Below are 13,770 nucleotides of genomic sequence, written 5' to 3'. Positions count from 1 at the left end.
TTAATTGAACGGACTTTCTTTAAAAATAGACGGATACCGCTTCGATGGATTAGCTACAATGCGCCGCGATAGACGTTCTAGAATAGAGTCTGTTTTATACAGCAACATGTCTACTTCCTCCAGCTTCATCGTCTCCCTGGATGCTTCTTCCTCTCCGGAAACCAGATAATGCATGGTACCCATAAACAGCACCATATCTAAACACGGCTCAGCATCCGAGCGAATTAGTCTGAGCAGATCGTTCATGGATAGGCTAATGGATAAAGGCATGATTTGATTTCGATGCACATAAATGGCCTTTGCCATAGAAAACATGGCGCGATCACAAAGAATGAGGCAGTTTCGCAATTGATCATGATCACGCATCATCTGGGCAAGCTGCATTTGGTACTGGGCAAGCTTTTGAAAATCCATCATGCAATTCAATATGTGGGTGTCACTATACTTAGGCAATTTGAAATCAGCTTCACTATGTAGTTGGTTGCTTAAGGAGTAGTGTTTCATGGGGGAATCAACTCCTGAATTAGAATTTCATCAACAATGTGAGCAACGTAGCATATCATTGGACCACTAAAATGTATAATTTTCTAGCTATCGGACAAGCTTCATAATGAATATTACTATATAGTAGTTTTTAATTCAATTTACTTACTAACGCATATTAATTAGATGTAACTCTTTCTCTACACTTCTAACTATAGAGAGGTGTAAACATGTCAGAACTTTTAGAATTAGTCGGTACACGTATTCGAGATATCCGAAAGTCTAAAGGGCTTTCCCAAGAGGCTTTAGCCGAACAAGCAGGATTCAATTCGAGTTATATTGGTTTCATTGAGCGAGCGGAGAGAAATATATCTTTGAAAAATCTAGAGAAAATAGCAAAGGCATTGAACGTGAGCGTCTATCAGTTACTTACATATGTGAAGGAAAATGATGAGCTTACCGAAGAAGATTCGAGTATAAAAAGCATTTTAACTCTCCTAAGAACTCGTGAAACCAAAGATACTGAGCTCGCTTTAAAGATTCTTACGGACATATTTATTAGAATCGATGAACGATGAAGTAAAAAAAGGGAACTGCACTTTGCAGTTCCCCACCCATTCTATTCCCTACGATAACGCCAGCATCGCTTTCATATCTTCCTCTGCGGTCGTAATGAGCTTCAAGCCAAACATCTCCACCAGTACATCCAGTACACCAGAAGAAATAAACTCAGGCGGCTTTGGCCCAATGCGAATATCCTGGATGCCAAGACTGAACAAGCCTAGCAGAATGGCAACTGCTTTTTGCTCAAACCAGGACAGCACAATGCTGACAGGCAGCTCGTTCACTGTACAACCAAAAGCATCCGCTAAAGCCAGAGCGATTTTCACAGTAGAACCGGAATTGTTGCACTGACCCAAATCAATATAACGTGGAATGCCAGTATCTCCAACGGTGCCGTAGTCCACGTCATTAAAGCGGAATTTACCACAAGACGTGGTCAGAATGACCGTGTCGTTTGGCAAGGATGTAGCCAGCTCGCGGTAATAGTTGCCGCCTTTGCCTGGTGCGTCGCAGCCTGCGATGACGAAGAAACGGCGGATATGTCCGTCTTTAACGGCCTGAATAATCTCAGGTGCCAGCCCAATAACCGTCTCATGATGGTATCCTGTCGTAAGCACTTGTTCAGAGTCTACATCTGCGGCTGGCAGGGCCAACGCGCGTTCAATCAGTGGGGAGAAATCGTCGTTCACAATTTTGGCAACACCCTCCAGCCCGGCTACTTCATAAGAGAAGAAGCGGTCTGCATATGTGCCTTTAATCGGCATAACACAGTTCGTGGTGGCAAGGATTGCGCCCGGGAACTCCTCGAACAATCTGCGTTGATCGTACCAGGCCTTACCGATATTGCCCTTGAGATGTGCATATTTCTTCAATGCCGGATAACCGTGGGCAGGCAGCATTTCCGAGTGGGTGTAGATGTTGATGCCCTTTCCTTCGGTCTGTCGCAGTAATTCCTCCAGCGCGTACAGATTATGTCCGGTCACGACAATACATTGACCTTCGATTTTATTTTGGCTGACGGTAATCGGCTGTGGAATGCCAAAACGGTCCGTATGGGCACGATCCAGCACATCCATGATCCGTACAGCTGCATTTCCGACCTTCATCGCCATTTCCAAATGCTCTTGTACATTAAAGTTAGAATTGGTTAAGGTCATATATAACGCTTCATGCGTGATCCGATCCACCTCAGGATCGGTATATCCCAACTGACGTGCATGTGTGGCATAGGCAGCAATCCCTTTTAATGCAAAAATCATTGTATCCTGCAAGCTCGCTACTGTCTCATTTTTTCCGCACACCCCAATGACTTTACACCCGCCACTCGGCGTCTGTTCACACTGATAACAAAACATATCGTTTTCCTCCAAATATTGATAGATATTTGTTCGTTATCTACAGCGTATCAAACCCCTGAACGTGCGGGTGTGATTACACACACACTTTTTTAACACAAATGATCATGAGACGGTGCAGAGCAATTCAGTCATTCCTATTCCGACGAATTTTCCTGAATTCCCCCGCCCTTACGGTACTGTACAGGCGACACGCCCATCGTCTTTTTAAAAGCAGTGCTAAAATAGTGCTGACTGTCGTATCCCGTGCGTTCTGCTATATCAAGCACAGATAACGTCGTAGAGTCCAGCAGCTGCACTGCTTTGCGGATACGGGCACGCGTGACGAGGGTCACGAAGCTGTCGTTGAGCTCCTTTTTGAGCACACGGCTGAGATATACAGCCGATACCTGTAGCCGCGAGGCAAGAGCTTCCAGCGTCAGCTCGCGATCGGCATAACCTTCCTGAATAAGCTGCCGTGCCCGGCGTACGATGGGCGATAGCTGTGCTTCACCGTACACCCGATCCCGGCTCACCCGGTACGCATCGATTGCGCCTTCCAGCCCACCCGTGTTGGACTCCACATGTGTGTGAACCGCTATATTCAGGTAGCGGCCAATGGCCTGCTCTATGGAAGCGCCGATCGTCTCAGGTGCCTCCTGCCACAGGCATATGCCGATCAGCCCGTTCGCATCGCGGAACAACACATGCGATCGGTCCTCCAGCAGTTCGCCAATAATATTTTCGGCGGCGAAAAGAAACAACTGGCGATCATTCTCACGCATAATTGTCTGCCTTGCCTCTGCCGCTGGCCACCGTACCGCGCCGATTTGAACAGGCGGCCCGGATGGAAGACGTAAAAACGCCAACTGCTCCATGACGTCTTTTCCCGTGTGCTGTCCTTCCAGCCATTCCAGGCAAAATCGCTGACGCAGCAGCGGAATGTTCCGTTCAATCTGCCCGGCGGCTTGTTCCACATAGGCGGCACGTTTGCGCTCCTCGTCCAGTCGCTGACGCAGGCGCGACAATGCAGCGTGAAGCTGCTTCGCATCTACGGGCTTCAAAATATAATCCTCTACGCCGAGTCGAACAGCCTCCTGCGCATAAGCGAATTCATCATGCCCGGAAATGATCAGGCAACGGCACTCCGGACGTTCTTCCCGCAGCCGCCGAATCAGTTCAATCCCATCCATGAACGGCATGTTCATATCGACCAGCACGATGTCGATGCTAAGCTGATCAACCAGTTCCAGCGCTTCTTCACCGTCCTCGGCTTCGGCTACAACCTCCATGCCCAGAGCCGCCCAGTCCAGGCAATCCCGAATCCCCTCACGAATGATCGGCTCATCATCTGCGATCAATACTTGATAACGTCGGGCCGTCCCTATCGTCACTTCTGGTATGGCCTGGTCAATCAGACTCGCCATTGTCGCGTTGTCTGTTCCCTTGGATTTCGTCATCCTGACCCTCTCCTTTGTCATAAGGCTTCTTCAGTTGCGCCATATCCAGCAGCAACGGATGAGTGATTGTAACGCAGGTACCTGTCCCTTCTTTACTGTCCAATGTAATTCCATATTCCTCGCCAAAAGACAATCGGATACGCGCTTGTACATTCAGCATGCCGTAGCTTCTGCCATTTGTACGAACTTCCTTTTGTTTCCGTCTTCCTTCCATCGCCTCCAGCGGTATTTCCAGCCATTCACGCAACTCACACAGACGCTCCGCCGTCATCCCTGCACCGTCGTCACGTACCGTCAGCAGCAGCTTGCCGTCCTCGGCTTTAGCTTCTACGCAAATCGTGCCTGGACCGCGTCTGGCCTTGATGCCGTGATAAATCGCATTTTCCACCACAGACTGAAGCATCAGCTTCAACACGAACAGATCCTTCAGTTCGTCGGGTACATTCAACTCCCAGCGAAGCCGGTCACGATAACGGGTTTGCTGGATTTGCATATAGCTTGAGATATGCTCAATCTCGGTGCGCAGCGGAATAAAGTCATCTCCTTTGCTCAGCCCGAGGCGGAACAATCTCGATAACGCCCCCACCATATCGGATACGTCGTCTGCTCCATTTTTTCGGGCCATCCAATGAATGGTATCTAGCGTATTGTATAGAAAATGCGGCTTAATATGCTCTTGAAGACTGCGTAGTTCGGCATCCCGTTTTTGTCGTTCCCTCAGTTCGCTAAGCGACATGAGACGGCGGATTTGCTCCAGCATCCGGTTAAAGCTCCGGCCCAGCATTCCGATTTCATCCCCGCGCTCACTCCATTGGCGAACCGTAAGATCCCCCGTCTCTGCTGTACGCATATAAGACATAAGCCGGAAAATTGGCTGCGCGATAGAACTGGACAATCGCAAGGATGCCGTTAAGCCAAACAGACATACAATGAAAACAAAACAGACAACGTAGAACTGAATTTGCCGCACTTCCAGTGTAGATTCGCGTGCCGGGAATACTCCCACGGTTCTCCAGCCCGTGAACTCGGAAGCCTGGAACATGAACAGCAATTCCCTGCCTCCGGCTTCACGGGTAAACATCCCGCTATCCTCTGGCCCGAACCATTGCGGCGGAATGCGCTCAATCAAAGGCATATCTGGCATATATACACTGCGTCCCTTGGCATCTGTCACCATGACATACCCGCTTTTGCCCAAGGTTACATCTCTGGCAGCTTGCGACACCGCGCGCAGCTTAAGATCAATCATAATTACACCCAGTACATGTCCTGTCTCCGAATCCGTGACCGAACGGACGACAGAGACAATTTCACTGTCCTTGTACCGGACATGAGTGGTCACATTACGGTGACTTGGCTGTCCCAGCACAGTGAATATCCCTGCATGCTGCGCCGCCTGTGTGTACCAGTCTTCTTCCGTCAGACTGCGTGTGCTTCGAGCATACATTTCATTGCTGATATAATCTCCTTTTTCGTTCACGATCAGAATCCCAGCAATTTCAGGATATAGGGTGGTAAAGCCCTGCAAAAATTGCTTCATTTTATACAGCGTATCCTGCTCCTGTACGGAGCTTAATGCCTGCTTAGGGCTGGTAGTCTGATTTAGGAGAGGCTTCTGTGCTTGCTTCTCCTGATTTTCTGGCGTCATACTGCTCGTATGACCCGCGTGGCCATCAGCCAGCGTTTTCCCTTTCCAGAACTCCCCGATGTCAGGGTTAAAACCAATCAGATACGTCATGTTCTGCAAATTTTCCATTTTGGTATCCAGCGCTTCGTTCACCTTGCCAATCAACTGCATCGTATGGTTTTCGACCTGCCGCTCAATAATCCGCTCCACCGTCCAATTGACCAGCAGGCCTAGTCCCAGCGAAGGCACGATGCCAAACAACAGGAACAGCACCATAAGCTGGTAGCGTAAAGGCATATTGCGCAAGCGTAACCTCGGCATCATTTGATACATCCCTAAGTGGATGCGCTTCCAATATTTATTTTGCATAATAATCATCTACATTGGCTCGGGTGACGATGGAAATTCCAGTATCCACCCGCACGGGCAGCGGGGTGTTATCTCCAGAGGAAGAAGGGGCCGGGATCGTCAAATGATGATGCAGATGGAACAGATATTGAAGTGACCAATAGCCCATATTCCATGTCCCTTGGGCAATCGTGGCCGAGATCGTCCCATCACGAATCATATCCAGTGTCGATTTATTCGTATCAAAAGAAATAATTTTCAGCGGGTGGCTGTTTTTCTGGCTCAATACCGCCTCACCTACACCTGTTCCTCCCGTAGCTTCGGTGACAAAAATACCCGCCAGTTTCGGATAAGCTTTCATCAGTCTTTGCGACTCATTCCTTGATACCATCACGTCAGCACGACAATCTGCTACTTCCACCACCTTCATGGCAGGATACTGACGCTGAATGGTATCGCGAAAGCCGCGCGAGCGTTCGTCATGATTTTGCTGTCCAGGCAGTGTCAGAATAGCGACTTGGCCTTCACGTCCCAACAGCTCTGCCATTTTTTCTGCAGCGGTCACGCCCGCTTTATAATTATCTGTGCCCAAAAACGTATACGCCCGGCTCTCCGGCGCTTCAGCGTCAAACAGCACTACAGGAATGTCTGCATCCAGCGCCTTGTTAATGACCGGGATCAGAGAGTGTGGATCAATCGCTGATATGGCAATGCCTGCGGGTTTACGGGCAATCGCCTGTTCAATGACGGTCGTCTGCTCCTGTGCATCATACCGGGTAGCCCCCCGGTATTCCACCGTTACTCCCAAGGCATCCCCGGCATCCTCGAAGCCCTTGAGCCCGCTTTTCCAATACTCCAAACCGGACTGGAATGTAATCATCATGTACGTTTCTCCGATGCTGCCTCGCAGCCCCTTTTCCTCCCAAGCTCCATTCAACCGCTCGGATTGTTCATATCTGAACACATAGAGAGCAAAGGCCGCAATTAACAGCATGTACACTAGCAGCGTTTTCTTCATCCTTCCTCTCCTCTCCCTATGCGTATCCTTAAATTTTGAATTTACTTTGTTTTTATTTAGATTGTAAACGCAATCATACCAAATTGGAACCACTCACTCTCCGTACTTTCAGGTAGCGTTAATCCTGCACTAATGTTCCTACGTTACAATACCTACAATTGTGCTAGGGAAAACATGTGCGAATCTTGAGGAAAAGGAGTGATGTGGATGAGCAAGCCGCGTATCGCGGAGTGGACAGAACTACGGGGTCTTGCCTACCTCGCTGTCGTGCTTCAGCATTGCATTGGCGAATATATTTATCGCAGCGACATCCAACAACCGGATTCCGTTATGCTCGCGATGCTGTACCATCTGACACGTTTTGGCACACCGACGTTCGTTTTCCTGTCTGCGGCGCTGCTATTTTATAATGGTAACAAACCAATTGGCTATCCCCGTTATATTGGCAGGCGTTTTCGGGATATTTATGTTCCTTTTCTCTGCTGGACGGTTGTTTATTGGCTATGTACTCGAAACTGGTCAACAGCGCAATGGGGGAATATATCCTTTTACAAAGGTATGTTCGAGGAAATGATTATCCCCGTCAGCGGATATCATCTATGGTTTGTGGTCATGATCTTTCAGTTTTATATTTGGTTTCCTTTATTTGCAAAAGCAACCGAGTGGATTCGAACGTTTTTACGGCGGTATGGTACGAAAAGGCGCAAGCAGCTTGTTCTGGCTGTGATGCTGATTGCTGCTGCGGCTTATGCGTTGTTGTTACAATGGTCCTACTATGACATGTCTGCATGGAGCACTTGGTTACCGTCCTTTGGGCAGACCCTGTTAGATTACCGCACTTATAACTTTGTTATGTATTTTTTCTATTTTATGCTGGGCGCAGTGTGCGCCTATATGACGGACACCTGGCGGGGATTGGCCCAACAGACGTTGCCGTGGAATGTATTTGTCTTTATCGCTCTGTTCATGCTCATGGGTCACACCATGCTGATTCAGTCGGGCGATACGATCAATCTCAATATTTCTACCTATCTGAAGCCAAGCACCTTCGTACTGATTGTCTCGCAGTTGCTTTTGTTGTATGGGCTGCTGCTTCATTTGCAAAAAGACCAGCGTTCCGAGCCATTTCGTCGTATGCTGAACTGGATTGGACGCTATTCCTTCGGAGGGTATCTGGTCCATGCACTCGTGCTGTCCTTCATATCCTATTACACCCGTCCGCTTGCCCTAGGGGATCATCATTTTACAGCTACGCTCATTACATTTGTCGTCGTGGCAAGTGCTTCTCTCGGCATCAGTTGGCTTTTTGCCCATCTGCCTGGCGGCAATTGGATTGTTGGCTCCAAAGGCAGACAGCGATTGAACTGGCGGCCTAATTTTCAGTTCCTCTCCTCCAAACGTGCTTCCAAAAGCACACAGGAGCTTGGCTAATCTTCTGTCTCAGCGTTTCAGCATGGGAATTCCAAGCTACATCAAAAGACTTTCGCAGGGCTCATGTATTGAGCTCTGCTTTTTGTTGTCATAGTATGCTGAATCACGTCCTTAACTGATTAACATTTTATGACATGGATATGTATTTTATTTTAAAATAAGTCATTATATAGAATAATTATAAGCATTACGCGGGAGAAGTCACAGTTTTGCATAAAAAGAATGGGGGGATGAACTGAACACACCATCATCATTGATCATGATCTGGTCCACAACTTGGTGAGGCTGCTTCCTGGTCTGAAACATACGGTTGAACTGATTAATCAGTTCATCCAAACGCATAGACTGCTCCAGTACACAAGCATGTCCTAAGCCATATTCTGCGTAAAGATCATGCATGAGTTGTCTGGCGTGTTCCATTTGTTGAATTAACGTTACCTTTTCATCCTTGTTCATCCTACATACCTCCTCATGAATTTCATTTTAAGAAGGGATGTACAAATAGGCCAAGATCAATTTTGAAGCAAAAAATTACAAAATAATACAAAAAGAGACCAGCAATAAGCTGGCCAATAAAAAAACTAAAATATTGTTTAAGCTGTGCCAATGTGCCCTTGAACTTGGATTGTGTTAGCGCTTGGGACTCCAGTTGGAACTGGTAATGCAAATACCAGTAAAAAACTAATTGTTGCCAAAACTAAAGCCGTCTTCTTGATCATTTCTTTTCCACACCTCCTCATAAGCAGAGTAAAATTGTGCCTGCATTTCAGGAGTAGCAAGCTCACTGAAACGGAAAAATAAGCCTGCACAATTAGAAATAAGTAGTGCATGGTTAATTATACCAGCTTTTTTCAACGCTTCTATTAAGCATTTAAACCCATAAAGGTACCTTCCTTTAAATAAGTTGTACTTAGCCAACTTATACCAAAATCGCACGGTTTCTTCGTGTATGACTTGCTGCTCTGTTAATGTACTCGTATATTCTTGATTTCGATAAGCTGTAATTTGGGGTTCGAAGTGCTGAAGAATATGATCAATGTCAATGTTGTACCGATTAGCTACTTCTAAGACATTTAAAAGTTCCGCAAATATATGTTGTTCTCCAGATATATAACTAACGTAATTCGGCAGCACACTAATATCTCCAGACATAAGCTTATTAACACAGGTATTAATTTTTGCCCAGTGCTCAAATTTTCCTAGCCAATGGAGTGTATCTGGATCATTTTCCTTAACCCAGCTTAGATCGGAATAACCGCGAAGATGTGCTAATGCTTGTTCATGATCTCCTTTTGCATCACAAGCATTAGCACACATCAATTCTGCGTAAGCTATGTATACAAACAATGGTCTGCTTAGCTTTTTTCGTGGCTCTGTTCCTTTTCGCTTGGAATTGTGAACCAGATGATATTGGAGTTGTCCTAACTGACCCATTTGATGTGCGAATTCATACACCTTATCCCACATGCTTAATGATCTATAGACATTCGCCAAATCTTTTAAAGCATCCAGTTGCTCTATCTCATCTAAGCGATCCACAAAAGGGGCGAATTCAATAGCAGCCTGAAGGTTTACAGCCCGATCCTGTCCGACTTTGATTTGGAACAAGCGATACTGGCAGATTGCCAATCGCTCTGAATGCTGCTGCTTTTCGCTTTCAGCTACCTTTTTATATAAGTAAGCGGCTGATTCGCTGTAACCGTCTTTGTACACATTTTCGGCAACTTCAAAGAGCGATGGCAGATAATTAGGGTTATCCAATAATAGAATTACAACTCGCTGCAAGCAGTCCAATCGCCCTAGCTCAATGCATCGGTACAGGAACGGGCTGATTTTTTTCCAGTTGAGCGGGCATTCTTCAATACATTCTTCAATATAGCGTTCGTAAAAATAATCCGGTGGTAAATTCATTCCCGCAGTAATACTATCCAGTTGGTGAACCGACATAGATCGATTGCCCGTCACAATACCACTAACTGTACCTACATTCAAATCAATCGTGTGACCAAACTCGGTCATGGTTAAGCCTTTTCGTTTCAGATAGGTTTGAACTTCTGCCTGTATCGTAGGTGTGATTTCCATGGATAAACCACCCTTTCAGCATCTTCATAGATTCCCATTTCAATAATTCATATAGTTTTGAAACTAATAGTATAATTACTGTTTTTTCATTCATGATAATACCATCTTTTGGAACATCGATAAATACTTTTACTTTATAGATTTTTATTTTTTTATTAGGAGATTATTGGTTGATAGATTATTATGATAAGGAGAAGGTCACTTGAAAAATACAGGTATGACACGTCCCTTGGACACGCTAGGCCGGATTGTTATTCCTAAGGAAATGCGAACCTCTATGGGAATTCAAGCTGGCGAGTCTTTGGAATTTTACCTAGATGTTGAAACAGGATTGTTAAGTATGCGGAAATATATTGGCGTCTGCTGTCATTTATGCCATTCGGTTCAGGATTTAAGCTATTTCAGAGATTCATTTTTATGTAAAAACTGCATACACGATTTGAAAGGAAACAGCGTCAATTGATCGTCATCACAACTTTGGTTGAACATCTAAGATGCCTCATCCGTGAGCATCCCACAGCCAAGCAAGGCGAATATGCTGAATGGATTGGCGTGTCACATAGCCGTATTTCCCAGCTTAAAAAGCTATTGTAGGTTTCACTTCACTCGCATCCGAGCAAAACTCAATAACCAGTCGCTGTTAATTTCAAGGTGACTGGTTATTTTTTTAATTTGAATCCATACTGACCAAAATTCAACAAGTTAGATTACCAAAACTTCCAAATGATGTGGCTGTAAAATATGGATTTAAACTCGTCAAGATGATATATTGGGTCTATATGTAAGCTTTCAAGTAAAAAAATTAACGTTGTTAGTAGGTGCATAAATGAAGTCACATGTTCTAATTTATGATGGTTATGTTAGTTTTGAAATTATGCTGGCAACCTATTTTATGAAAACCAAAGGGGATATTGTTACGATTGGAGTAACCAAAGAACCTGTTATTTCCTATGAGGATTTTAAAGTTACGCCTGCGGTAGCCCTTGATGAAGTGTCTGCGGAGGACATTCAACTCCTCATTATACCTGGTGGAGATAACACTCAATTGAAGACAAACAAGCAACTTCTAGCTCTCATTAAAGCACTGAATAATGATCATAAAGTGATCGCGACAATTTGTTCCGCCACTGAACTATTGGAGCTAGCAGGTGTTTCTCCTAAAAATCATGTGAGTCATCCATCGGGTCTGGAGATCCACAAGAATATCATATCTGCTAAACCCAATAAGTATGTAGATTTTGCAATCGAAATAGGCAAGGTTATGAACATTTATACGGATGATGAGGATTTTAATGAAACCATTGACTTTTTCAAGCTTTTTAAAGATAGCTGATTCTCCTCACAACAGTCACTTTATGAAGGAAGTTGAAATATAAGGATGGGTTCTCCCCATCCTTTTTTATTGTAAAACAATTTTATTCCCCATCTAACGCTTCAATTGAGCTTCATTCGAAGTTCCAGATTTACGGTCGAATGTAATCGGACCTTTACGGTTCACAATCCGTTTCAAATCCACAGTCATTTCATTCTTCAATTTATCAATAAGTTGATCCTCCCGAATGCCTTTGCTTTTAGCAACGTCGGCCAACGATTTCCCTTGCCCCAGCTCTTTCTCTAACTGGACAGGGGTGATCCCCAGCAGCCTGGCTACTTTCTCGTTAAGATGGTGATTCAAGCCGCCAGGTCTCTTGCTGTGTCTATGTCTGTGTACATGATCGTGCCCGTGATTGTCCTGTGGTTCAACGTTCCATTGGCGGACTTCCCCTTGAACTGGATTGTTGGGAGTGAGAGCTTGCAACGGATCACCCGATTCAATACCGGATGCTCCTGCGATACTCGCAGTACCGGACATCATCACTCCTCCATATAGGATAGTAGCGGTCAATTTCCATTGTTTTTTCATGTTGCAGACCCTTCTTTCGCCCTTTTTCATCAATATTTTCTCTTTCAGCTTTTTTTATTCATTTTTATGTCTTTCACTACACTCTTTATGTAAAAATAACAAATTCTTGATAATTGCATTCTGAGATACAATGGCGGGTAACAACTAGAAGTCGCTACAAAAACATTTATAAGAGATGCGGGTGATGGCCATAGAGTGGTATTTTGCATACAAAGAAGAATTGGAAAAGGTATTTCGTCAAGCGGAGGAACGGACGGTCACATTTCCGGCTCCTTTTCAGCAAGAGGGGCTAGACTACCTGGCACGGTTTAATCCGTTGCGTGAAGACAGTACTCGTAATTACATATGCTATTTGCTTCCATTTTGGCTGCAGGAGCTCACCGGACTGTCTCCCGAAACATGTCGCAAGCTGTCGCTCGGCAACGTGTTCGTCATGGCTCATTATTTAATTCAAGATGACGTGATGGACACAGCAGCAGACAACCGTAAAACGCAACTTGCCTTAAGTCAGCTTTTCTATACCGAGTGTCTGAACGTATATCAGGACCTTTTTCCGGCATCCTCTCCTTTTTGGTCATATGCCCGGACATATGTGGACGAATGGGCCGTTAGTGTAGTATCCGAAGGAGCAGTAGACTATTTTCAAGGTGACAGAAATAAGGTCGCACTGAAAGCCAGTCCATTAAAAATGGCCGGAACGGGTGCTCTACTGCTCGCAGATCATGCCGACCTGATCGAGACCGTTACAGTGATGACGGATTTGACCCTGCTCGTGCTCCAAATGTCGGATGATTGGGCAGATTGGGCAGAAGATTTGGTGGAGCATAGCTATAACTGCCTATTGTCCCATATTAGCGCCGAACGGAAGAAGCCGTACTGTGAAGGACTAGGACCACAAGAAATTCAGGAAGCGATTTATGTGCGGGGCGCACTCGCTAGCTATGTGGACATTGCGAATCAAGCCGTTCAGGAGCTAGAGACGATGGAGCCTACTATCCATGGCCTGCATAGGTTCGCGCATTCCATCGCAGCAGAACTCAGCGAAGAGGCGGCAGAAATTGAGGGCGGACGCTCACATTTGAGAAGAGGTGGGCTTGATTATTGGCTCTCCAAAAATATGAAATAATGCTAGATTTTTCTGATTCTTACGTGGTATACTGGCTAGGTAAATATAACCAATCGAATGAGAGGGTGATTTTTGATGGCTACTGAAGTTCTTCAAACACAAGTCATTCAAAAAGCTTGGGAGGATGCCAGTTTCAGAGAAAAACTGATGGCAGATCCCAAATCTGCAATTCGTGATGTGTTAGGAGTCGTGATCCCCGATCATATCCAAATCAAAACGGTAGAAGAAACGTCTGACCAGTTCTATCTGGTAATCCCTCCAAACCCTTCAGGTGTGCTTGCTACATCCCAGAAGCCTCGCTCGATGTGGTAGATTGGTACTTGTAGCTTATTTAATCTATACTTCTTAATCTCAGGCGGGTGGGCTCAGCAAGCTTTCCTCCGTTTTCTCCGAA

Annotated in this window: 13 protein-coding genes and 1 pseudogene; 6 read left to right on the top strand and 8 right to left on the bottom strand. The window is 45.5% G+C overall.

Annotated elements, in window-relative coordinates:
- Complete coding sequence (locus tag ABEW32_RS08740) at positions 1–504, bottom strand: hypothetical protein (RefSeq protein ID WP_430186610.1); 504 nt, start codon at positions 502–504, stop codon at positions 1–3.
- 209 nt (positions 505–713) lie between these two features.
- Here ABEW32_RS08740 and ABEW32_RS08735 point away from each other — a divergent pair, with 209 nt between their 5' ends.
- Positions 714–1,061, top strand: a complete 348-nt coding sequence (locus ABEW32_RS08735; protein ID WP_330707708.1) for a helix-turn-helix domain-containing protein — start codon at positions 714–716, stop codon at positions 1,059–1,061.
- Between the two features lie 48 nt (positions 1,062–1,109).
- Here the strand turns inward: ABEW32_RS08735 and hcp are convergent, their stop codons facing one another.
- The 4 genes from hcp to ABEW32_RS08715 form a co-directional block, all read right to left on the bottom strand.
- Complete coding sequence (gene hcp, locus ABEW32_RS08730; protein ID WP_017426382.1) at positions 1,110–2,402, bottom strand: hydroxylamine reductase; 1,293 nt, start codon at positions 2,400–2,402, stop codon at positions 1,110–1,112.
- A gap of 137 nt (positions 2,403–2,539) precedes the next feature.
- Positions 2,540–3,841 carry a response regulator gene (locus ABEW32_RS08725; RefSeq protein WP_430186607.1) on the bottom strand — a complete coding sequence of 434 codons (1,302 nt, stop codon included), beginning with the start codon at positions 3,839–3,841 and terminating at the stop codon, positions 2,540–2,542.
- Positions 3,792–5,792: a cache domain-containing sensor histidine kinase gene (locus ABEW32_RS08720; protein WP_430186605.1), complete on the bottom strand. Its 2,001-nt coding sequence runs from the start codon at positions 5,790–5,792 to the stop codon at positions 3,792–3,794. Before ABEW32_RS08720 ends, ABEW32_RS08725 begins: the two co-directional genes overlap by 50 nt.
- 34 nt (positions 5,793–5,826) lie before the next feature.
- Positions 5,827–6,834, bottom strand: coding sequence for a substrate-binding domain-containing protein (locus tag ABEW32_RS08715; RefSeq protein ID WP_430186603.1), 1,008 nt, complete (start codon positions 6,832–6,834; stop codon positions 5,827–5,829).
- 207 nt (positions 6,835–7,041) lie between these two features.
- On the opposite strand from ABEW32_RS08715, the gene ABEW32_RS08710 reads away from it, so the two are divergent.
- The gene (locus tag ABEW32_RS08710) at positions 7,042–8,265 is read left to right on the top strand and encodes an acyltransferase (RefSeq protein ID WP_430186601.1); all 1,224 of its coding nucleotides are present in this window, start codon (positions 7,042–7,044) and stop codon (positions 8,263–8,265) included.
- Positions 8,266–8,466: 201 nt separating this feature from the next.
- Here the strand turns inward: ABEW32_RS08710 and ABEW32_RS08705 are convergent, their stop codons facing one another.
- A complete protein-coding gene (locus ABEW32_RS08705; RefSeq protein ID WP_430186599.1) occupies positions 8,467–8,721 on the bottom strand; it encodes a Spo0E family sporulation regulatory protein-aspartic acid phosphatase in 255 nt (84 codons plus the stop codon).
- 225 nt (positions 8,722–8,946) lie between these two features.
- Positions 8,947–10,347, bottom strand: a complete 1,401-nt coding sequence (locus ABEW32_RS08700; protein WP_430186597.1) for a helix-turn-helix domain-containing protein — start codon at positions 10,345–10,347, stop codon at positions 8,947–8,949.
- Between the two features lie 202 nt (positions 10,348–10,549).
- Here ABEW32_RS08700 and ABEW32_RS08695 point away from each other — a divergent pair.
- Both ABEW32_RS08695 and ABEW32_RS08690 read left to right on the top strand, forming a co-directional pair.
- Positions 10,550–10,941: pseudogene (locus ABEW32_RS08695) on the top strand (AbrB/MazE/SpoVT family DNA-binding domain-containing protein).
- A gap of 232 nt (positions 10,942–11,173) precedes the next feature.
- On the top strand, positions 11,174–11,680 hold the full coding sequence (locus ABEW32_RS08690) for a DJ-1/PfpI family protein (RefSeq protein ID WP_031463030.1): 507 nt from the start codon (positions 11,174–11,176) through the stop codon (positions 11,678–11,680).
- A 93-nt stretch (positions 11,681–11,773) separates the two neighbouring features.
- On the opposite strand, the gene ABEW32_RS08685 is transcribed toward ABEW32_RS08690, so the two are convergent.
- On the bottom strand, positions 11,774–12,250 hold the full coding sequence (locus ABEW32_RS08685) for a hypothetical protein (RefSeq protein ID WP_430186595.1): 477 nt from the start codon (positions 12,248–12,250) through the stop codon (positions 11,774–11,776).
- Between the two features lie 184 nt (positions 12,251–12,434).
- On the opposite strand from ABEW32_RS08685, the gene ABEW32_RS08680 reads away from it, so the two are divergent.
- Positions 12,435–13,376, top strand: a complete 942-nt coding sequence (locus ABEW32_RS08680; RefSeq protein ID WP_430186593.1) for a hypothetical protein — start codon at positions 12,435–12,437, stop codon at positions 13,374–13,376.
- A gap of 75 nt (positions 13,377–13,451) precedes the next feature.
- Positions 13,452–13,688 (top strand): NHLP leader peptide family RiPP precursor, encoded by a 237-nt coding sequence (locus tag ABEW32_RS08675; RefSeq protein ID WP_016821365.1) that lies wholly within the window; start codon positions 13,452–13,454, stop codon positions 13,686–13,688.
- Positions 13,689–13,770: the final 82 nt, after the last annotated feature.

This window comes from Paenibacillus jamilae, from assembly GCF_050482105.1.
Classification (GTDB): Bacteria; Bacillota; Bacilli; order Paenibacillales; family Paenibacillaceae; genus Paenibacillus; species Paenibacillus jamilae_B.
The sequence above is the reverse complement of the archived record's forward strand: the minus strand, read 5'-3'. Positions and strand labels throughout refer to the sequence as shown.